Origin of the sequence: Streptomyces sp. RGM 3693 (assembly GCF_050471125.1) — a bacterium.
Lineage (GTDB): Bacteria > Actinomycetota > Actinomycetes > Streptomycetales > Streptomycetaceae > Streptomyces.
This window is the reverse complement of record NZ_JBMPPQ010000003.1, coordinates 509883-529116: the sequence shown is the minus strand read 5'-3', so window position 1 is coordinate 529116 and position 19234 is coordinate 509883. Positions and strand designations below refer to the sequence as shown.

Sequence of the window (19234 nt, the reverse complement as noted above, 5' to 3'; positions counted from 1 at the left end):
CACCACTGCACCACGGCGCTACGGCTACTGGCCGACGGGGCGACCGCGGCGGTAGCCATTCGCGGGGGCAACGGCCCCGGCGAGGCCGGTTGCGGTTTCCTTCCCGAACTCACATGGGGGCTAGGGACGTTGCTCACCGGGCCGCATCAGAACGGCGTGTCCACGCGTATATGTACGTCGATGCGCAAGTCCATGTGCAAGTCCATCTCCATCCCCATCTCCATCTCCACATCCATGGACATGCGCTGGACGGACTGGCACATCACCGTGAACGGGGCTGGTCCTGACGTCGGCCGATGTAGCCGTCGGGGCGGATGAGGAGGGAAGTGCCGTCCGAGGCGTCGTATTCGGTTCCTTCCCGGTGTCGTTGGAGAAGTTGGGAGCTGACGTCGAGGACCTTGGCGGCTGCCGCGCGTCGTTCGGGTTCGTAGCTGTCGAGCAGGTCGGGTGCGCCGTCGGCCAGTTTCCAGCCGAGGTTGTAGGCGTCCTGTACACCGGTGTTGAGGCAGCAGGGCGTGCGGCGGGCTCCTTCTCCAACCACTTCGCCGGCAAGGAAGCCCTCCTCGAAGCCCTCATGGCCGACATGTCGGCCGAGGAGGAAGTGACCGAGATCCTGACCCGCTTCGTCTATCGCGGCCTCAACGGGTGTGACTACTGACGCTGGCGGTGGTGACCACTGACACCACCGGTGGTGACGACTGAGGCTGGCGCCGCCTGGGGCCCGTGTTGCGTGCTCACTCCCGAGGAACGACCGCCACCGGGCAGCGGGAGTGGTGCAGGACGGCGAGCACGGCCGGCCCGAGGGGCATCGGTGTGCGTCGCGCCCGGCGCCCGATGACCAGCAGCCCGGCCCGCGAGCAGGCACTGAGCAATACGGGTACGGGCCTGCCGTGGGCCACCTGCTCGATCACCCGGACGTCGGGGAACTCCTTCCGCCACGGGGCGAGACGTGCGGAGAGCAACTCCCGTTCGTCCGTCACGCGCTCCACGTCGTCCAGTGGAGGGGCGGTGTCGTCGCCGAGGACGGTCGCGGACCTCCAAGCGCGTACTGCGCGTAGCTCTGTGTGGTGCGCCGCGGCCGTCGTGAACGCGTAAGCGAGCACGGTGTCGCCTTCGATGCCCGCCTCCTGGACGCCGACGACGATCTCGGGGCCGGGGCCGACGGATGACTCCTCCTCGCGGACAGTGACCACGGGGCACTCTGCGCGCCCCAGGACGCGCAGGCTCACCGAGCCCATCAGGAAGCCGGCGATGCTGTCGTGCCCGCGCGATCCGAGCACCAGCAGTGTGGACTCGCCGCTGCGTTCCGCCAGCGCGTCAGCGGCTTCCTGGGCGACCTGCTCGGCCTTCACCGGAATCCCGGGGTGCAGTTGCTCGGCCATGGCCTCGGCCCGGTCGAGGACGTCGGAGCCGTACCTGCGCCGGTCGGTCCCCTCCCCATCGGAGGCGGCCGGCCAAGGCGGGGAGACCCAGGAGTGCAGGAGGTGCAGTGGGAGGTTGCGGACGGCCGCCTCCTCGGCGCCCCAGCGCACCGCCGGCACACTGTTGCCGGTGCCGTCCAGCCCGACGAGGACCGGGCCGCCCATGTCACACCTCCGCCGAAGTGGTGGTGCGCGGCGGTGCAGCCTGTGAAGGGCAGTTGGTGTGTCGGATGCGGGTGTCGGGGCCGGGGAAGAAGAGCCAGATCTGGTCGGTGTCCGACCATCGGACGTCGTAGGGCGGGGTGCCGTCCTCGTAGTGCAGGCCGACGACTTCCCCGTCCCGCCGGGTGGTCCCCGTGGTCGGGCATGCGACCACGAGCTGATCGCCTACGTGTGCCTTCACCGACCTCACCTCGTTCGTGCACGGGTGCCCAGTGCCGAACCTGCCACCGGCGGCGCCGGCGGGACATGGGGCGAGTTGCCTGGTTGAAGGGTCTTTCGGCCCATCGGGTCGGGGCCGACCGGGACTCGTCCGCGGCGTCGCCACGCGCTTCACTGACGGTGATGAGGAGGCCGTCATGGCCACCACGCCCCTGCTCCAGCGACTCCCGCTCAACGGACGGGAACGCCTGCTGGCATTCGCCCACGAGGTGACCTTCCAGGCAGGCACCCACATCTTCGAGGAGGGGGGAGCCGCCGACCAGTTCTGGATCCTCCGCACCGGATCGGTGAACCTCGACGTCCACGTGGCCGGCCGGCGGCCGGCGGTCGTCGATCTGCTCGGCCCGGGGGACCTGCTGGGCTGGTCGTGGCTGGTGCCGCCGTACCGCTGGCGGATGGGCGCGGAGGCGTTCACCCTCGTCCGGGCCCATGAGTTCGACGCGACCGCGGTGCGTGCGCTGTGCGAAGCGGACCCGGCTCTGGGGCTGGCGGTGACCCGCCAAGTCCTCGACGTCGTCGCCCGCCGACTGCTGGCCACCCGGCACCGGCTGATCGATCCGGGCGGCGCGGGCGCGAGCGTCCGGCCCGCACCGCCCTGAACGGCCCGGCGGTGGTCAGCGGCCCGGCGGCGGTTGCCTGAACGACCCTGCGGTGCTCGCCTGAGGGGTGCCGGTGGTGCTCGCCTGAGGGGTGCCGGTGGTGGTGGCCTGAGTGGTGCCGGTGGTGGTCGCCTGAGTGGTGCCGGTGGTGCCCGCACCGGCGACCTCCGGCGGTACCGCGCGGCGTGGCCGGGCCGTTCACGCGCCCGCGTCGCGGTCGGTGCTGCCGGTCGGCGGCGTCGGCGCCCCGGGGACGCGGATCAGTCGCCCGCTGAGTCGGGTCGGTCGGATGGCGATCCACTGGTACCGGCTACTACCTACCCAAGGGGCCGAATACGCCCGCTCCTCGAACGTGCGGGACTCGTAGAACCCGGTGACGACCTCGGCGGGTCCCACGGCCAGCACACTCCATCCCTGGCTGAACGCCTCGTCGATGTGGTCCACCTCCAGCGCGACCTCGTGGCCGTCCGCCGCGGCCGGGCCGGAGCCCGCCTGGGTGCGGTAGGCGATCACGTCGTCGACGACGGTGTAGTTGACGGGGAAGACGGCGGGGGCGTCGTTGAGGGTGACGGCCACCCTGCCGACGCCGTGTGTGGAGAGCAGTTCCCGGCATTCTTCGGGGCCGAGCGCCAGCACCTCGGGGTGCGCGCCGGCCTTGCCGAAGCCCGCCGGGAGGTCGGCGGTACGGCCTGTCAGCTCGGCGACCGAGGTGTTGAGCGCACCGGCGAGACGCAGCAGGAACCCGATGCTCGGTTCGGCCCCGTGCTCCTCGACGTACTGGAGGTAGCCGGGCGAGGCGGCGACCCGGGCCGCGACCTCCTCGCGGGTCAGCCCCAACTGCTGCCGGCGTAGTGCGGTCCGTCGGCCCAGGTCGCTGCGGGGCCGTGTCGGCTCGGCCCCGGATCCGTTTGCTCGGTCGGTCGTCATCGCGTACACGTCCTTTCTGCCGGCGGGTCCGGCTCGTCCGTGCGGAGCGGTCACTCGTGCGGCACGATCGCCACGGGGCAGGGCGCGTGGTGGACGGCCGCGTGGACGACATGGCCGATACGCGGGACCGCCTGGCCGAGGTGCCGACGGCCGACGATCAGCAGCTGCGCCCCCGCCACGCCGTGCAGGAGGGCGGGTGCCGGGCTCTCCATCACCACCTGCTCCTCCACCCGCACGTCCCGGAACTTCTCCCGCCACGGACGCAGCGCCTTGGACAGCTCCTCGCGTGCGATCCGGGCCGCTTCTTCCGCCGCGGCCCGCTCCGCGTCGCCGCCACGGTCGTAGGCGAACGGGGGCAGGTTCCTGCCGTGCACGGCACAGAGCGGGACGGCTCGCCGGGCGGCGGTCTCGAAGGCGAAGGCCAACAGCCCCTCACAGGAGGCGTGCAGGCTGACACCGACCGCGACGCTGCTGCTGCTCTCGACCGCGGGGCTGTCCTGCCGGGCCCGCACCAGGACGACCGGAACCGCGACCCGTGGTACCAGGTCCAGGCCGGTTTCGCCCAGCGCGAAACGCGCCGCCGGGCCCAGCCCCCGCGACCCCAGGGCCAGCAGATCCGCCTGCTCGGCGGCCTCGACCAGGGCTTCCAGCGGCTGCTCGCGCACCAGAGCCACGTCAACGGGCACCCCCGGCTCCGTCGACTCGACCGCCGACCTGGCCTCCTCGATGATCCGGTCCGGCCAGTGCGGCGGCTCCGCCGACCACGGTGCGCCGCGCGGCCGTGCTGTGAGGGGCTGCCAGGCGGTCAGTAGCCGCAACCGGGACTGCCGCAGCCGCGCCTCGTGCGCCGCCCACCGTGCTGCCGCCAGGGCCTGGGACGTACCGTCCACACCGACGGTGACGACGTTCTTCATGACGGCGACCAGCTTCCCCCTGACCGTCCTTCGTCCGCCCCATCCGCCCCGTCCGCCCCGTCCGCCCCGTCCGCCCGGCCGCCGGTGGCCGGCACAGCCATCAGGCCATCGGATTCCCGCACGCCACCGGACGCCCGTATGCCATCGGATGCTCGCACGTCTTCGGAGACCCACACGTCTTCGGACACCGACACCACGCCGTCGACGCTCGCGCACATCCGCACCAGCACGGGGACGAGCAGCGGGTCCATCACCCTGCCGTGCAGGGTCACTTGTCCCCGTTCGACGTCAGCGGTCACGTCCCCCGCACCGAGGCGTGCCGTGCGCCCGAGGACTTCCCGGGTGATCTCCTCCCGGATCGCCTCGTCCTTGCGCAGGAAGACACGGAGCAGGTCGCTGCGGCTGACGATGCCCAGCAGGGCGTCCGTCTCGTCGACCACGGGGAGCCGTTTGAGCTGCTGCACCTCCATCAGGCGCGCCGCCTCCACCACCGTCCATTCCGGATGGGCGCACACCACCGGAGCGGACATCAGCTCTCCGGCGGTGCGGCCCTCCGCCCGGGCCTTCTCCCACGCCTCCACGTGCGGCAGCGGTGTGCGCCCGGACAGATCGGACCGGTCGGCCGCCTTCCGCAGTAGATCGGCCTCCGAAACGATGCCGGCCGGCCTGCCGAGGCTGTCGAGCACCGGCACGGCGCTCACCGCGTGGTCGGCGAGCGTCTGCGCGATCTCCTTGAAGGGGGTGTCGAGCTGCACGCTCACGACCTTCCGGGTCATCAGCTCACCTATCGTGCGGTGCTCCATCTCCGGCTCCTTCCAGCACGGCGGCCGGCGGTGCGGTCACACCTCAAGCGTGGCCGGGCCGGTGAACGAACCGCTATGAGCCACTCGGCCCCGTCACATGGCCCGGCCGTCCCCGGCAGGCCGACCGGTCCCCAGCCGGGGCCCTATGACCCCTGATGCCGCCGACGGAACCCCGCGACGCTAGAGGAACCCGCTGATTCCACCGTCCGCGTCCGGATCGGACGCGGTCCGATCCGCCCGGGAGGCCCCCGGTGCTCACCCACCCCACCCTCGACGACACCGCCGTCAAGTCCCTGATCGCCGACGCCACCACCGCGCCCTCGATGCACAACGCCCAACCGTGGCACTTCGACTACTCCCGGGCGTCGCGCACCATGCTGCTCTCCGCCGACCTGGACCGCGCGATGCCGCTGGCCGACCCCACCACGCGGGGACTCCACCTCGGCTGCGGGGCGGCCCTACTGAACCTCCGTGCCGCTGCCGCGCACGCCGGCCACCGCACCGTGACCACTCTGCTGCCGGCTCCGCACACCCCCACGCTCCTGGCTTCCGTGCGGCTCGACGTGCCGCACGAGCCGTTGGACGTGGCCCTCTCCGGCCTCCACTCGGCCCTCGCCGTCCGGCACACCAGCCGCTACCCCTTCACCGAGCGGCGCATCCCGGACAGCCTCCGCGCCGCCCTCGTCGAGGCCGCCGCCAGAGAGGGAGCCCGGCTGGCATTCCTCACCACTCCACACCGCGAGGCGGTACTGGACCTGATCCTGCACGCCGAGGGCTACGACCGCATGGACGACGGCCGCGAAGCCGAACAGCGCAGATGGACCCACGACGGATCCGCCGAAGCCCCCGCCGAGGGCATCCCGGAGTACGCCTTCGGCCCGGCGAAACGCGGCGGCGCGGCCCCGATGCGCGACTTCGCCGGCCGTCGCGCGATCCCCGGACGCGCCTACGCCGACTTCGAGAAACGGCCGCAACTGGCTTCCCTCAGCACCGCCCACGACGGTCCGGCAGACTGGCTCCGCGCGGGCCAGGCACTGGAACGCGTCCTGCTCCTCGCCACCCGCCAGGGGCTCGCCAGCTCCTTCGCCACCCAGGCCCTGGAATGGCCCGACCTGCGCTGGCTGCTGCGCGACCCCCTGTCCGGCACCGGCTGCGTCCAGATGATCCTCCGCCTGGGCTACGGCCCCAACGGGCCGCGCACACCTCGCCGACCGGTGGACGAGGTCCTGACGATCACACCGTGAGCACCGAAGTACGCACCAGTACAGCCAACCGGTCAATTCGCCCAACCAACCGGTCGATACGGCCAAACCCAATGCGGCCAATGCGGCCAATACGGCCAACCCGACCAGTCAATTCGGCCAGCCGCTCAGCGCGACAAACCAGTCGCCGGTCAGGGCGACCAACCAGTCGCCAGTCAACAGTCAACAGCCAATGCGGCCAACCGGCTCCACATCAGCACGGTGTGCAGCCGTCCTCCAGTGGCGGACGGTCCATCCCCCGGGCGGCCCGGCCCACACGGTCGAGCTGTCGCCGGGCGGCGCCGCAACACCTCGCCGCCAGAGAAGCCGGAGCGGCCGTCCTGGGGGCGCCCGCTCCGGCAGCGGAGGACCATTCCGCGTACATGCCATGGTCGCGGCAACGGACACTCCGGGCCAAGGTCCGGACGGGGTAGCGAGGGGAGGGCCATCCGGTCCCTCGCGGCGCATGTCCCGGTGAGGGACGTGGGACGCACGGTGCGGTTACCCGCACCCGTTGAAAACCCGGCGCGAGGCTCGTTCCCTACTGCCACCGTCACCCGGCAGACAGCATGCATCGTGGTCCGCCGGCGCGTGCGATCCAGTGTCAGCGCCTCCCGGTCAACTCCGCGACATTCAGGGGGAGTTGCCAGGTATTCCGGCGGCGCACGGCATGGAAGGTGCGGTGGAGGGGAGAGGGCGGTACGGCCAGCACCGGGCAGCAGGCGCGTGCCAGGCAGTACCGGGATACGGAGGGCCACATAGCCCGGCGCAGCGGGCCGCGGGCTCCGGCCCCGACCACCAGCAGGTCCTCGGGCTGATCGGCGACCTCCAGCAGGACCGTGCCCGGTTTGCCGTATACGACGAGCCGCTCCAGCGGTACCCCCGGCCCGGCGCTCCCGAAAGCGGCATCGAGAGCTTCGGTGAGACGGTCGGCGGCCATGCTGCGCCAGGCGGTCCTGGGCGCCGGGCAGACCCCGCCGCGATGGGGGATGTCGCCGCCCGGCGGTTCCCAGGCCAGCACGGCCCACAGTGCGGCGCCGGTGACGCGTGCCACCGAAGCGGCCCGATGCAGAGCGGTCAGACTGCCCAGCGAACCACTCACTCCCGCCACGACGCGGTTGCCAGGTCTGTTCATGGGGTCAACTCCTCGCCCTGTGCCGTGTCACTCGCTCCATCGAAGCGCCTCCGACGAAGCGATCGCGAGGCATTGGCACTTCCCTTGCGCAGGGAGGGGGGACCCTGACGATTCCATGACACCGACCGGCCGACCGGCCGACCGCCGACGCGGGACAGCCTGTCGCGGCAGCCGACACGCCTCCTGAGCCGTCGGCCGCGCCAGGTGCCGATCGCCTGCTCAGAGGAGGTGGATTGAGATACTCCGGCCATGGATGCTGAGACGATGAGTAGCGGAACGCGACCGGACGGGGCGTTGCCTGGGCGGGCCACGTCGGCGCACGCCGCAGGTTGGGTGTTGCGTTCCGCAGTGATAGCGGACATCGAGCCGATCGCGGAGTTGCGGGCCGCAGTCATGCGCGCGGACTTGGAACGCCTTGGGCGCTACGACGAGCACCGGGTACGGCAGCGGCTGCGGGACTCCTTCTCCCGGCGGTACACGTCGATCATCATGGTCGACCGCGAACTCGCCGGGTGCGTCACGATCCGGCCCGCCGACGGCAGGCAGTGGCTGGAGCACTTCTACCTTGCTCCGCACCGACAAGGCCAAGGACTGGGATCCGCCGTCTTGCGCACGGTGCTGGAGCGGACCGACGCGCAGGGCATGACCGTGGGCTTGAACGTCTTGCAGGGCAGCGCCGCCCGTCGGCTCTACGAGCGCCACGGGTTCGTTGTGGAAGCCCAGGACCCGGTCGATGTCTTCATGATGCGTCCACCGGGGACGCTGGCGAGCACCCCCGCGAACGCCCTGACGCCAGGTCAGCTGCGCACCTAGCGAACGCGTTCGGCTACGCCACCAGCCCCACTGCCCACCAGCCTCACTGCCCACCAGCCCCACTGCCCAACTGCCAGGCCAGAGCGCACCCCCCGATCTCCCTCGCGGGCCGCGCCGATACCCCGTAGAGCCGGCCGGCAAGAGGCACCTCATCGGACACGCCACCACGGTGGAGCACGCGATCGGCTCTCGCGAGGGCCGATGGGGCGGGGAGACCACGAGCCGCGGTCTCGATGTGTGTCGATGCCCCCGACGGAACGGATCACTCCTCGCCGAGCCCGGCCTCCTCCAGGTCCAGACTGCGTTGCAGACGGCGCCGGGTGGTGTCGCTGATGTGGTTCTCGGCGTACAGCCGCTGCAACTGGGCGGATTCGGCGGCTATCACGGTGCGGCGCAGGGCCCGGTAGGTGGTCGCCGACGCCCAGGGGGAGGAGGCGGTGTCGTCGTCCTGGTCGGCGTCGGCCTGGTCCAGTCGGGCCAGCAGTCCGCGGCGCAGTTGGTCGATGAGCGGGGTGGGTGCGGCCTCGGCCGCCGCGAGTTCGTCCAGGCAGGCCAGGCCCGCGGTGGCGAGACCGGCGCGGGCACGGGCCTCTTCGCGGGCGGTGTGCTCCGGTTCCAGGGCGATTTTCGACCAGCGGACGACCGGGGCGAGAGTGAAGCCCTGGAGGACGAGGGTGAAGACGACCACGCCGGTGGTGAGGACGAGGATCAGTGAACGGTGCGGCAGCGGACTGCCGTCGTGCGTGGCCAGGGGGATGGACAGCGCGGCGGCCAGCGGCATCACTCCGCGGGTACCGGCCCATGAGACCACCGTGGGGATGCGCCAGGTGACCGCCCCGTTGCCGCGGCGGCGCTGCATGACGGCGGAGAGCGGAAGGACCCCGAGGAGCCGGACGGCGATCACGGTGCCGGCCACCGCCAGCACGCCGAACGGCCAGGTGTACTCATCAACGGTCAACTGGCTGACGAGTGCGGGGAGTTCCAGGCCGATGAGGGCGAAGACGACGCTCTCCAGGAGGAAGACCACCGTGCCGTAGACGGCATGCACCTGGAGGCGGATGGTGGCGTTGGTGAGCTTGTGCCCAGTGCTGCCCAGTACCACCCCCGCGACCACCACCGCGGTGACGCCCGAGGTGTGCAGATCCTCGGCGAGGACGTACGACGCGTACGGGGTGACCAGGGCGATCACCGTTTCCAGGATCGGGTCCTCGGTCCGTCGCCGGATCAGCGCCACCACGGCCGCGACGCCGCCGCCGACCAGCGCCCCGCCGCCGCCCAGAAGCAGGAACTGACTGCCGGCCGCGGGCAGACTGACCGCATGGGCGGCTATGGCGGTGCCCACCGCGACCTTGAACAGCACCAGGCTGGTGGCGTCGTTGAAGAGGCTCTCGGACTGGACCAGCACCTGGATGCGCGGCGGCAGCGCGATCTTGCGGCCGAGGGCGGTCACCGCGACCGGGTCGGTACTGGCCAGCACCGCACCCAGGACGAACGCCATGGTGGGGGAGAGCGGAGTCACCGCGGCGGCCACGGCACCCACGGCGGCCGCGGTGGCCAGTACCAGGCCGAACGCGAGGACCGTCACCGGCCGCCACACCACCCGCAGTTCGCGCCACGGGATCTCCTCGGCCGAGGCGTACAGCAGCGGCGGCAACACGAGCACACTGATCGTTTCGGGCGCGATCCGGACGGCCGGTAATCCGGGCAGTACGCCGATGAGGAGGCCGCCGACGACGAGCAACGAGGGGGCGGGGATACGCCAGTGGCGAGCGCCGGTGGCCACCAACGTGGCGAACACGACGAGAAGGAGGAGGGCAGTAAGGTCGGTCACGGACTTGTCTCCGGTGGCTTCGGTGTTGCAGAACCGCCGCCGACCAGACTTCCCGGCACTCCACCGGGAAACCTACCGTGTGTTGTCGCGTCACTGCCACGGTCTTAACGCACCGCGCTGCATTCGGCCCGGAGACATGGCGCACGGCGGCCGTTCGGTGGCCCGATACGGCGACGGGCAGCCGCGAGGCGGGCTCGCGTGGCACATGCGAGCCCGCCTCGGTCCGGGCATCAGGTCTTGAACGTGAAAGACCTGTTCAGAAAGATCTGTCAGCGGATCAGGTCCTCATCAGAAGATGATGACGACGCGGTCGCCACGGCGCCGCCAGCGGTAGCCGTCGTCCCCGCATCCGCGTCCGTAGTCACCCCAGTCTCCGCAGTCGCGGCCGTGACGGTCCCGATCGGTCCTACGGTGGCGGGGGAAGAATGCCTTGAAGGTCATCTTCGCCTCCTGTGCGTCGAACTTCGTCGCGGCTACCCCGGATCGATGACGATTCGGCGCGCCCGCCGAGGCGGCCCCTTGAGGTTCGTTCCGGCTGAACGCTCCGGCCGCGACGCTATAGACATTACGGCGGGCTCATGACACTAACAATGACTTTATGTGAAATTTCAGGCAAAAACGGCTAATGGTGATGTGGTGCGGTGCGGTCCGGGTACTGGGGCTGGTGCCCGCTGATGCTGCCGCCGGACGAGCCGGCGGCGGGCGTGGCAGGTGATGGCAGGCGATTGCCGCGCGGGTCAGCTTGCGGAAGCGGGGTTGGGTGGCAGGTGGACCGTCATGATCAGGTTGCAGGTTTCGGTGCCTGAGCCGCGGTAGGCGTGCGGGGCGTCGCTTTCGAACGTGGCGGTCTGGCCGGCTTCGACGGTGTGCTCGACGCCGTCGACGATCAAGGTCATCCGGCCGGAGGTCACGCTGACGGTTTCCACGACTCCGGCCTGGTGGGGGTGACTGGGGTATTCCTCATCCGGCTCCAGTTGCCAGCGCCAGACCTCGACGGGGGCCGGGCCCGAGGTCGTCAGCATGAGTCGGGCCTCGCTGCCCCGCGCTCCGGTCCACAGTGGTGCCACGGCGTCGGCGGCTGTGACGCGGACGCGCCCTTCGGGCGGCCCCTGCATCAGGGTGGATACCGAAATGCCGAGGGTGTCGGCCAGCCGCACCAGGGTGGCCAGGTTGGGATTGCCCTGGGCTTTCTCCAGTCCCACCAGTGCGCCCTTGCTGACTTGGGCGCGCCGGCCGAGCTCGTCCAGGGACAGGCCCGCGCGGAGGCGGGCCGCCTTGACGTTGTGCGCGACCGCCCGCAGGGCTGCGGCTGTCTCGGCCACCTGATCACCATCCTCGCAGCTGAACGATCTGAACTGAGCGATTCGAACTCTCGGAACGAACTGACTCCGAGCTATTTGAATGCACCGCTCGGTCGTTTGGTTGACACCGCCCGGTCGGTCCATTGTACGGTTCGGTCGTTCCAATGGAAAGTAAGGGATGTGTCGTGATCGCTCTGCTGCTCGCCCTCGGCAGCTCACTCGCTTACGGGTGCGCCGACTTCCTCGGCGGCCTTGGCGCCCGTAAGGCTCATGTGCTGCGTACCGTGATGATCGCGGCGCCGGCCAGTCTCGCGGTCGAGCTGCTGCTGTGGCCGGTGCTCGGCGCGTCGTTCAGCCCCGGGGCCCTCGGTTGGGGCGCCGCCTCGGGGGTCGCCTCGGCCGCCGCGTTCGCCCTGCTCTACCGCACCCTGGCGATCGGTCCGATGAACGTGCTGTCGCCTGTGACCGCGCTGGTTTCCGCCGCGCTGCCCGTCGGCGTGGGGCTGCTACAGGGCGAGCACCTGGCCGCCGCCGGACTGGTGGGCCTACCGCTCGCACTGGTGGCGGTGGTGCTGGTCAGCGCCGGGCACGGCGCGGGTTCGGCGCGCCCTTCCCGTACTGCGCTGCTGCTGGCATTCGGTGCGGGCGGCGCCATCGCCCTTCAACTGGTCTGCCTGCACCAGGCGCCGTCTGACAGCGGGGTGGCTCCGCTGATCATGGGCCGGGCAGTCTCCTCGGCCGTCACCCTGGCCGCGGCGGGGCTCATGCGCCGCAAGCTGGGCTCCGAGCGGCCCGCGTACGGAGTCTCGGCAGCCGCCGGTGTGCTGGACTCCGTGGCCAACCTGCTCTTCCTGCTCGCCGCCCGCAGCGGGGACCTCACCGTCGTCGCCGTGGTCACCGCCCTCTACCCGGCCGGTACGGTCCTGCTCGCCCGCGGCGTACTCGCCGAGCGCATCCACCGCGGCCAACTCGTCGGCCTGGGCACCGCCGCCATCGCCGTCAGCCTCCTCGCCCTGACCTGAGGAAGCCCCCGGCCTGAGCAGGCCCTCGGACCTGAGGAAGCCCCCCGGCCTGAGCAAGTCCGCAGCCCACCCCACCACCGAACCAAGGAGAACAGCAAGGAGAACAGCACGGTGGTTCACCTGGGGGACGCCAGTCGGGACGAAGCTGCCGAACGGTAGACCTGGATCGCCGAAGGCCACGACGTCGGACGGCTGAGCGGCAACGCCCGCCCAGTCACCCGCCCCTCGCCGTCCTCACCCACTCCACCTCCCACCCACTCCACCTCCCGCGGATCCCACCTCTTCGCCTGCGACGGACCCCACCTCCGTGCTTGCGACAGACACCATCTCGGCGCCTGAAAGCCGTGCCACCCCCCCCATACACAGGAAACGGAACCCCGCCCATGCCTGCCTTCCGCCTCACGTCCGCCGTCGCAGACGCCTTCCCCGACACCCTCATCGCCCTGGTCACCGCCACCGGCCTGCGCGGCCGCGAATCCTGGCCCCACACCGCCGCCGCCCTGGAGGAACTGGAGCAACAGCTCGCCGACGGAAACTGGCGTCCGGCCGACGAGACCGACCCCCGCATCGATGCCTGGCACGCCGCCTACCGCTCCTTCGGTACCAACCCCCGCCGCATCCGCCCCAGCGTCGACGCGCTCGGCCGCCGCCTCGCCAAGAAGGGCACCCTGCCGCGCATCACCCCGGCCGTCGATGCCTACAACGCCGTCTCCGTCCGTCACGGCCTGCCTGCCGGCGCCTTCGACCTGGACCACGTCACCGGCGACGTCGTCATCCGCCACGCGGACGGCACCGAGTCCTTCACCCCGCTCGGCGAACCCGACACCGTCGAGCACCCCAAGCCAGGCGAGATCATCTACGCGGACACCACCGACGTTCTGACCCGCCACTGGAACCACCGCGACGCCCACCGCACCCGCGTTACCGAGGACTCCACCCACGTCACCTTCGTCCTGGAAACCCTCCACGCCACCCGCGACGGTCAGCTCCTCACGACCGCGGCGGAGGAACTCCAGACCCTCCTCACCCCGCACGCCGAACGGACCGCCGTGCACTACCTCAGCCCGGCAGACCCCCAGGTCACCGTCTGAGCCGCAGGGTGCGGGCGGTCATGTCGACGGCCGTGAATTCCAAGACGCCGCATTCCAGCGACGCACAAAGGACAGGGCCTGTCCTGAAATGCCCTTACGGTGGAAAACGTCCGCACGGGGCAAATCAGGAGGTTCTACATGAAAATCGCTGTTCTCGGGACTGGTGGCGGTGCCCGCGCCCATATCGCCAAGCTCGCCGAACTCGGCCACGAGGTGGCCGTCGGCACCCGCGACCCCCAGGCCACGCTGGCCCGCACCGAGCCCGACATGATGGGCAACCCGCCCTTCAAGCAGTTCCTCGCCGACCACCCCGGCATTGAGCTGCACACCTTCGGCGACGCCGCGGCCACCTCCGACGGCCTGGTGATCAACGGCATCGACGGCCACAACGCCGTGACCGCCCTGTCCGCCATCGCCGACCAACTCGCCGGCAAGACCCTGATCGACTACGCCGTTCCCTACATCTACAAGCCGGACATCGAGCGCCCCTGGCCCACCCCGTGGGGCGTGAACCCGATCCTCGACCCCTGCGACAGCGACAGCCTGGGCGAGCAGATCCAGCGCGCCCTGCCGCGGACGGACGTCGTCAAGGCGTTCGTCACCCAGGAGCAGGCCACCGTCGTCGCCCCGAAGGCCATCGGCGACGGCGACCACACGATGTTCATCGCGGGCGCGGACGCCGAGGCCAAGCAGCAGGTCACCGGCCTGCTGCGGGCCTACGGCTGGACCGACGTCCTCGACCTCGGCCCGCTGATCACCGCCCGCGGCATGGAGATGTACGCCCACATGCACGGCGCCATCGGCATGGCCCTCGGCTTCGGCACCCACTTCGGCATCAAGGTCGTGCGCTGACCATGACCACGCAGACCGACGGCCCCCTGAACGGCACGATCATGTGCCACGCGATGTGGGCCCGCGACGGCCGCGCCCTGGCCGACTTCTACGCCACCGCCCTGGGCACCACGGTGTCCCGGACCTACCCCGACGGGCAGGGCAACGAGGCCGCCTGCGCCTTCTACGTGAACGGCGCGATGTACCTCTTCTATACGTCCGAGTCCTTCACGGCCCCCACCTGGCCCGAGGAAGAACTGCCCTTCCACATGGACTTCGCCTTCCCCGATGTCGCGGCGGCGGAGCAGCGGCTGTTGGAGAGGGGCGCCACCAAGCCGGCCCACCAGCCAGGCGGAAAGCACTGGACCGTCCTGCTCGACCCGTCCGGCCAGCCCTTCTGCATCCACGGCACCCACTGACACCGCAGCACACCATGACCGTTCGGCCCGCCGGATCGATCTGGTACCCGGATGGCGGCTCCAACGTCCCCAGTCGGTAGACGCCCCCGACCAGCCGAGATCGCCGGCCCTATGCGCGTGCCGCCGCGTCCGGGCCCGCGTTCTCCACGACGGGGGCGTGCCTGTCTTCCGGGAGGCCGGTGTGCACGCGGCCGTCCTCGGCGAGCACCACGACGGAGTCGCCGGCGCTCAGCGACAGGGGTTCGGTCTTGGATGGATTGAGGACGACTCCGTACCTCGGCGGTACGTCGCTCTGCCCGGCGAGCCGGTACCCGAGGGCGGTCTCGCCGCGCTGCCGGGCGGCCTCGACGACCGTCGCGAAATTCACCGACTCGCCGGGAACGACGTAACTGACGGCCGGCTTGAGGTAGATCTCCGAACCCGCCGGGTCGAAGAGGTCGCTGAAGACGGCGTACAGTTCCCGGTCCTCGGTCAGCTGTGTCAGCAGGAGACTGATTATTTTGGTGCTGACGATGAAGTCGTCGGCCTTGGTCACCTGGGCGATCTCGCGGTTGGCGTCGCTGTTCATCTCGGTGACGATCGAGTACGGGCAGTCGGACCGGGTGGCGATGTCCCGTAGGTGAAGCAGCGTCACCAACGTGCGGTCATCGGACCGTTCGGGGTCGATGTCGTCATCGGTCAGGACGATGATGTGCCGGTAGCGGCCCAGGTCCAATGACTCCAGCGACGGGCGGAGCGTCGGCTCACAGGGTTTGAAACCCACCGTGAGGTTCTCCACGCCGGCGTCCTGGAAGTCTTCGGCGGGGCGGCGCGGGGCGGCGATGTCGATCAACGAGCCCGGCTCCACCAGGCAGTCCAACAGCGTGATGATCTTTGCCCCGCGGGAGTTCCAGCCGATCACCAGGGTCCGGTCCGGTTCCGGTGACCGGGCCGGAGTCGAGGTGATCGCCGACTTGATCAGGGTGGGCCGGGCGTTCGCCAACCGGATGACGAGGTCGTCCTCGGCGAGCACCAACACCTTGTCGGCGGGCCCGATGACCGTGTCCATCGGAGGGTTGACCAGGGTGTCGCCGGCGGCCGTGCGCAACCCCACCGGAGCGCCGAGGTCGAATGTGTTGAGCGCCTCCCCATAGGTGATGCCGTGCAGTGCCTTCGCGGCGAAGGGGTAGATCTCGTTGCCGGTGAAGCTGAGGATCTCGTCGAAGACCGTGGACAGGCCGGACTGGCGGTGCGACTGCACGATGAGCCGTACGGCGATGTCGTCCGCGTCGATCACCAGCGCGGTGTCGCCCGCCGCCAGTCGGGCCGCGGCGAGGTTGGGGGAGTTCTGTACTGCGGCGACGACATGGGGCCGCCGACTGCCCTTCCAGGGGCGGCTGTTGAGGAGCAGCAGCGCCTTGATGACGTCGGTGTCGCTGTCGTCCCCTACCGGCGGCAGCACCATGACCGACTTCGCCGAGTCCAGGCTCGTCAACTCCAGATCCGCCCGCTGGAGGGGGCTCCCGGAACGGCAGATCACCCGGGTGCGCCCGGTGTCCGGCACCCGGCGGCGGATCTCGTCCTCCATCTGGACCTTGTCACGGTCGGCGAGGATGACCACGCACGACCGGCGTTCGCTCTGGTTGGCCTCGACGAGCTCCGCGATCACCGTGAACACCTGCTCGGACCAGCCCAGCACGATGGTGTGCCCGCGCTCGATCAGTCGTGATCTGCCCTTGCGCAGCTCCTGGATCCGGGCTTCCAGTCCCGTCGTCAGCACACCGATGAGCGCGCTGACGATGAAGATCCCGCCGATGGTCACCAGGAGCATGAGCGCCAGGAACACCGGCCCGCCCGAGTCCCCGCCCATGTGCCGGGATCGAGCGTCCGCAGCAGACTCATCCAGGCGACGCCCGGCCAACCGCCGTTCTCCCCGGCGTCCTTGCGGGCAAACAGGGTCACCAGTGCGGTCACCGCGACGATCAACGCCACCGAGGCCAGGCCCAGCCAGCCGATGAGGGCCGGCGTCCCCCGGTCCATCGTGGCGTCGAACCAGTACCGTAACCGGTCCCGCAACCTCGTACGTGCCACCGAAATCCTCACCCTCTGCCGTAGGCGTGCTGCCTACCCGCACGCGTTCCCCGTCATCCACCAAGTGCAGAGCATTCAACCGTGGTGCGTGACGCCGTCGGCGTGGGGGTAGTGCCTGTCGCCCAGTCGGCCCGCATGTGGACGCAGTGCCATCGGTGCCTGCGGAGGGTACTCCGGCCCGGCGCATCATCGGCGCCGGGCCGGGTGGATCGGGGCTCAGCGCATGTCGGCCGGGCGTTCCGTGCCGGCGAACGGGAACCGGCGGCGGAAATCGTCGGCGGCGTCCTCAAGGGTGCAGAAGGTGACGCCCGCGTGGCCGCCGACGTACTCGATGAAGCGCTCCAGCATCAGCAGGACCTGGGGACGCCCGCTGACGTCGGGGTGGAGGGTGACCGGGAGGACGGCGTAGTCGAGTTCGCGGTGCACCCAGTCGAACTGGTCGCGCCAGGTCTGTTCCAGCTCGCGCGGGCTGACGAAGCCGTGACTGTTGTGGGCGTGCTTGTTGAACATCATCGGAGGGAGGTCGTCGACGTACCAGTTGCCGCAGAATTCCACCAGGTCGACCTCGCTGCCGTGGATGAGCGGCTTCATCCAGTCCTTGGCTTCGCGCGAGTAGTCGATCTTCGTCCAACTGTCGCCGACACGGGCGTAGAAGGGCGTGAAGTCACGGTAGTTCTGACTGTGGTCGTAGGAGAAGCCGTACTTGTGCAGCAGTTCCGCGGTGTGGGGGGACATCTCCCACCACGGCGCTACGTAGCCACGGGGGCGGCGGCCCGTGTACTCCTCGATCAGCTCGACGCACTTGGCCAGGACGTCCTCCTCCTGACGCGGCGTCATCGCGATGGGGTTCTCGTGCGAGTAGCCGTGCGCGCCGACCTCATGGCCAGCCTCGACGATCATCCGGGTCTGCTCGGGGAACGTCTCTATCGAGTGGCCCGGGACGAACCAACTGGTGCGGATCCCGTAGCGCTCGAAGAGCGTGAGCATGCGGGGGATGCCGATCTCGCCGGCGAAGACGCCGCGCTGGATGTCGTTCGGGGAATCCGCACCGCCGTACGAGCCGAGCCAGCCGGCGACGGCGTCGACGTCGACGCCGAGGCAGATCTTGATGTCCTTGGTCATGGGAGGACCTTTCGGTAGCACTGTGTGGAGCCGCAGCGAAGCGGGAGGGTGCAAAAGAGCAGGCGGGAGGCGGGTCAGGAGTAGCTGTCCAGGGCACTTCGGACCCGGGCGGTGGCTGCGGCGAGCGCGGTCCGGTCGCCGTCGGTCCACTCGCGCTCGTCGCGGCTGTGGACCGACAACCAGCCGGTCATGGCCCCTTCCCGGACGACCGGGCCGAGCAGTTGGGCGTGCACGCCGTACACGTCGATGAGTGCCTGTGGGGGGTGGGGGGCCGTGCGGAAGTGCGGCTGGACGAGTGGGGTCCGGTGCTGTTCCAACCACTCGACGGTGTTGAGTCGGCGTTGGTCGAGCGAGGCGTCGCGGCGGATGGACCGTACGCCGGGGCGCAGTGCCTCGGCCGCTGTGAGGTCGACGTGCAGGCCGTGTTCCGGTACGTCGAGACGTAGCGTGGTGCGGTCCGCACCGGTCGCGGAGAGCAACTCGCGTACGGCTTCTTGTAGTTGGGACCGTAGGCTGCCGGTGCGCAGCAGGGTGCCCCAGCCGGGCAGGGCGGGAGCGGCACCGACCAGGTCCAGGGTCTTCCACAGGGTCGCTGTGACGCTGTCGAAGACCGGGAGTTGGAGGGCGTCTTCGAGCGGCGCGGCGAGGTGGGCGCCGTGGACGTTGGTGCACACGACGGCCACCGCGTGGGTGCCCTGGGCGGCCGCCTTGATCTGGCGTGCGACCCGGTCCGACGGGACACGGGCGAAGGAGGCGTTGTCGTCGATGCCGAGCGGCTCGGCGACCAGGCATTCCACACCTTCGGCCAGGTAGGTGGCGGCGATGCGGTCGGCCACGTCCTGCGTGTAGGGCAGGGCCAGGCCGAGGCGGGTCACCCCGTACGCGGCACAGGCGTCGAGCAGGGCGAGCGTGGAGGTCGTCGCGGGGATGCCGGTCTCGGTGGTGATGGCCGCGCACAGCGCCCGGTCGCGCTCGGGGCCGAGCCAGGAGCCCGAGGTGCCGTTCCAGGCGATCACGTCGACCTCGGCGTCGCCGAGCAGCCGCGCCGCGGCGAGCATCGGCTCGATGTCGAACTGGGCGTCGGAACCGTTGTCCAGGGCGATCCGGGTGGCCGGGACCCGGGCGAAGTGGGCGCTCGCCAGTCCGCTCCCGTGCAGCAGCGCGGCGGTGACGGGTTCGAGGCAGGTGTTGGAGGACGGGGTGAGCATTCCGATGCGATACATGTCTGGGGGCCTTCTCCGCGTCTCCGGCGC

The 19234-nt window shown here is 70.4% G+C and carries 19 protein-coding genes and 2 pseudogenes; 7 read left to right on the top strand and 14 right to left on the bottom strand.

Annotated elements, in window-relative coordinates:
- Positions 1-262: 262 nt before the first annotated feature.
- The 3 genes and pseudogenes from ACO0M4_RS31010 to ACO0M4_RS31000 all read right to left on the bottom strand — a co-directional run.
- Positions 263-463: a hypothetical protein gene (locus ACO0M4_RS31010; protein ID WP_430375328.1), complete on the bottom strand. Its 201-nt coding sequence runs from the start codon at positions 461-463 to the stop codon at positions 263-265.
- A 271-nt stretch (positions 464-734) separates the two neighbouring features.
- On the bottom strand, positions 735-1586 hold the full coding sequence (locus ACO0M4_RS31005; RefSeq protein ID WP_430374386.1) for a universal stress protein: 852 nt from the start codon (positions 1584-1586) through the stop codon (positions 735-737).
- Between the two features lie 22 nt (positions 1587-1608).
- Positions 1609-1824 (bottom strand): annotated as a pseudogene (locus tag ACO0M4_RS31000) (DUF1918 domain-containing protein); the annotation flags it as partial.
- A 175-nt stretch (positions 1825-1999) separates the two neighbouring features.
- Between ACO0M4_RS31000 and ACO0M4_RS30995 the strand changes: the two are divergent.
- On the top strand, positions 2000-2461 hold the full coding sequence (locus tag ACO0M4_RS30995; RefSeq protein WP_430374385.1) for a cyclic nucleotide-binding domain-containing protein: 462 nt from the start codon (positions 2000-2002) through the stop codon (positions 2459-2461).
- Between the two features lie 198 nt (positions 2462-2659).
- On the opposite strand, the gene ACO0M4_RS30990 is transcribed toward ACO0M4_RS30995, so the two are convergent.
- The 3 genes and pseudogenes from ACO0M4_RS30990 to ACO0M4_RS30980 form a co-directional block, all read right to left on the bottom strand.
- The gene (locus ACO0M4_RS30990) at positions 2660-3388 is read right to left on the bottom strand and encodes a helix-turn-helix domain-containing protein (RefSeq protein WP_430374384.1); all 729 of its coding nucleotides are present in this window, start codon (positions 3386-3388) and stop codon (positions 2660-2662) included.
- A gap of 50 nt (positions 3389-3438) precedes the next feature.
- Positions 3439-4302 (bottom strand): universal stress protein, encoded by an 864-nt coding sequence (locus ACO0M4_RS30985; protein WP_430374383.1) that lies wholly within the window; start codon positions 4300-4302, stop codon positions 3439-3441.
- A gap of 146 nt (positions 4303-4448) precedes the next feature.
- A pseudogene (locus tag ACO0M4_RS30980) lies at positions 4449-5105 on the bottom strand (CBS domain-containing protein); the annotation flags it as partial.
- A gap of 251 nt (positions 5106-5356) precedes the next feature.
- On the opposite strand from ACO0M4_RS30980, the gene ACO0M4_RS30975 reads away from it, so the two are divergent.
- Positions 5357-6349, top strand: coding sequence for an Acg family FMN-binding oxidoreductase (locus ACO0M4_RS30975; RefSeq protein ID WP_430374382.1), 993 nt, complete (start codon positions 5357-5359; stop codon positions 6347-6349).
- Positions 6350-6950: 601 nt separating this feature from the next.
- On the opposite strand, the gene ACO0M4_RS30970 is transcribed toward ACO0M4_RS30975, so the two are convergent.
- The gene (locus tag ACO0M4_RS30970) at positions 6951-7481 is read right to left on the bottom strand and encodes a universal stress protein (RefSeq protein ID WP_430374381.1); all 531 of its coding nucleotides are present in this window, start codon (positions 7479-7481) and stop codon (positions 6951-6953) included.
- Between the two features lie 264 nt (positions 7482-7745).
- On the opposite strand from ACO0M4_RS30970, the gene ACO0M4_RS30965 reads away from it, so the two are divergent.
- A complete protein-coding gene (locus ACO0M4_RS30965) occupies positions 7746-8294 on the top strand; it encodes a GNAT family N-acetyltransferase (protein ID WP_430374380.1) in 549 nt (182 codons plus the stop codon).
- A gap of 262 nt (positions 8295-8556) precedes the next feature.
- Here the strand turns inward: ACO0M4_RS30965 and ACO0M4_RS30960 are convergent, their stop codons facing one another.
- The 3 genes from ACO0M4_RS30960 to ACO0M4_RS30950 form a co-directional block, all read right to left on the bottom strand.
- A complete protein-coding gene (locus ACO0M4_RS30960) occupies positions 8557-10125 on the bottom strand; it encodes a Na+/H+ antiporter (protein ID WP_430374379.1) in 1569 nt (522 codons plus the stop codon).
- Positions 10126-10413: 288 nt separating this feature from the next.
- Positions 10414-10566 (bottom strand): hypothetical protein, encoded by a 153-nt coding sequence (locus tag ACO0M4_RS30955; protein WP_430374378.1) that lies wholly within the window; start codon positions 10564-10566, stop codon positions 10414-10416.
- A gap of 296 nt (positions 10567-10862) precedes the next feature.
- Entirely contained in the window at positions 10863-11447 is a 585-nt protein-coding gene (locus ACO0M4_RS30950) for a helix-turn-helix domain-containing protein (protein WP_430374377.1), read from the bottom strand.
- Between the two features lie 164 nt (positions 11448-11611).
- On the opposite strand from ACO0M4_RS30950, the gene ACO0M4_RS30945 reads away from it, so the two are divergent.
- From ACO0M4_RS30945 to ACO0M4_RS30930, 4 genes are all read left to right on the top strand, one after another.
- A complete protein-coding gene (locus ACO0M4_RS30945; RefSeq protein WP_430374376.1) occupies positions 11612-12448 on the top strand; it encodes an EamA family transporter in 837 nt (278 codons plus the stop codon).
- 383 nt (positions 12449-12831) lie between these two features.
- Entirely contained in the window at positions 12832-13539 is a 708-nt protein-coding gene (locus tag ACO0M4_RS30940) for a B3/B4 domain-containing protein (RefSeq protein ID WP_430374375.1), read from the top strand.
- Between the two features lie 138 nt (positions 13540-13677).
- Complete coding sequence (locus ACO0M4_RS30935) at positions 13678-14391, top strand: NADPH-dependent F420 reductase (protein WP_430374374.1); 714 nt, start codon at positions 13678-13680, stop codon at positions 14389-14391.
- Positions 14392-14393: 2 nt separating this feature from the next.
- Complete coding sequence (locus tag ACO0M4_RS30930; protein WP_430374373.1) at positions 14394-14789, top strand: VOC family protein; 396 nt, start codon at positions 14394-14396, stop codon at positions 14787-14789.
- A 109-nt stretch (positions 14790-14898) separates the two neighbouring features.
- Here ACO0M4_RS30930 and ACO0M4_RS30925 read toward each other — a convergent pair whose 3' ends face one another.
- The 4 genes from ACO0M4_RS30925 to ACO0M4_RS30910 form a co-directional block, all read right to left on the bottom strand.
- Positions 14899-16638, bottom strand: coding sequence for a CASTOR/POLLUX-related putative ion channel (locus ACO0M4_RS30925; RefSeq protein WP_430374372.1), 1740 nt, complete (start codon positions 16636-16638; stop codon positions 14899-14901).
- Positions 16587-16859, bottom strand: a complete 273-nt coding sequence (locus ACO0M4_RS30920) for a hypothetical protein (protein ID WP_430374371.1) — start codon at positions 16857-16859, stop codon at positions 16587-16589. Before ACO0M4_RS30920 ends, ACO0M4_RS30925 begins: the two co-directional genes overlap by 52 nt.
- 216 nt (positions 16860-17075) lie before the next feature.
- Positions 17076-17981 carry a polysaccharide deacetylase family protein gene (locus ACO0M4_RS30915; RefSeq protein ID WP_430374370.1) on the bottom strand — a complete coding sequence of 302 codons (906 nt, stop codon included), beginning with the start codon at positions 17979-17981 and terminating at the stop codon, positions 17076-17078.
- Between the two features lie 74 nt (positions 17982-18055).
- Entirely contained in the window at positions 18056-19204 is a 1149-nt protein-coding gene (locus ACO0M4_RS30910) for a maleate cis-trans isomerase family protein (RefSeq protein ID WP_430374369.1), read from the bottom strand.
- Positions 19205-19234 lie beyond the last annotated feature (30 nt).

Coding starts and splice junctions, on each gene's coding strand:
- ACO0M4_RS31005 (WP_430374386.1), bottom strand. CDS start 1,586: ATGGGCGGCCCGGTCCTCGTCGGGCTGGACGGCACCGGCAACAGTGTG.
- ACO0M4_RS30995 (WP_430374385.1), top strand. CDS start 2,000: ATGGCCACCACGCCCCTGCTCCAGCGACTCCCGCTCAACGGACGGGAA.
- ACO0M4_RS30990 (WP_430374384.1), bottom strand. CDS start 3,388: ATGACGACCGACCGAGCAAACGGATCCGGGGCCGAGCCGACACGGCCC.
- ACO0M4_RS30985 (WP_430374383.1), bottom strand. CDS start 4,302: ATGAAGAACGTCGTCACCGTCGGTGTGGACGGTACGTCCCAGGCCCTG.
- ACO0M4_RS30970 (WP_430374381.1), bottom strand. CDS start 7,481: ATGAACAGACCTGGCAACCGCGTCGTGGCGGGAGTGAGTGGTTCGCTG.
- ACO0M4_RS30965 (WP_430374380.1), top strand. CDS start 7,746: ATGAGTAGCGGAACGCGACCGGACGGGGCGTTGCCTGGGCGGGCCACG.
- ACO0M4_RS30955 (WP_430374378.1), bottom strand. CDS start 10,566: ATGACCTTCAAGGCATTCTTCCCCCGCCACCGTAGGACCGATCGGGAC.
- ACO0M4_RS30940 (WP_430374375.1), top strand. CDS start 12,832: ATGCCTGCCTTCCGCCTCACGTCCGCCGTCGCAGACGCCTTCCCCGAC.
- ACO0M4_RS30935 (WP_430374374.1), top strand. CDS start 13,678: ATGAAAATCGCTGTTCTCGGGACTGGTGGCGGTGCCCGCGCCCATATC.
- ACO0M4_RS30930 (WP_430374373.1), top strand. CDS start 14,394: ATGACCACGCAGACCGACGGCCCCCTGAACGGCACGATCATGTGCCAC.
- ACO0M4_RS30925 (WP_430374372.1), bottom strand. CDS start 16,638: ATGGGCGGGGACTCGGGCGGGCCGGTGTTCCTGGCGCTCATGCTCCTG.
- ACO0M4_RS30915 (WP_430374370.1), bottom strand. CDS start 17,981: ATGACCAAGGACATCAAGATCTGCCTCGGCGTCGACGTCGACGCCGTC.
- ACO0M4_RS30910 (WP_430374369.1), bottom strand. CDS start 19,204: ATGTATCGCATCGGAATGCTCACCCCGTCCTCCAACACCTGCCTCGAA.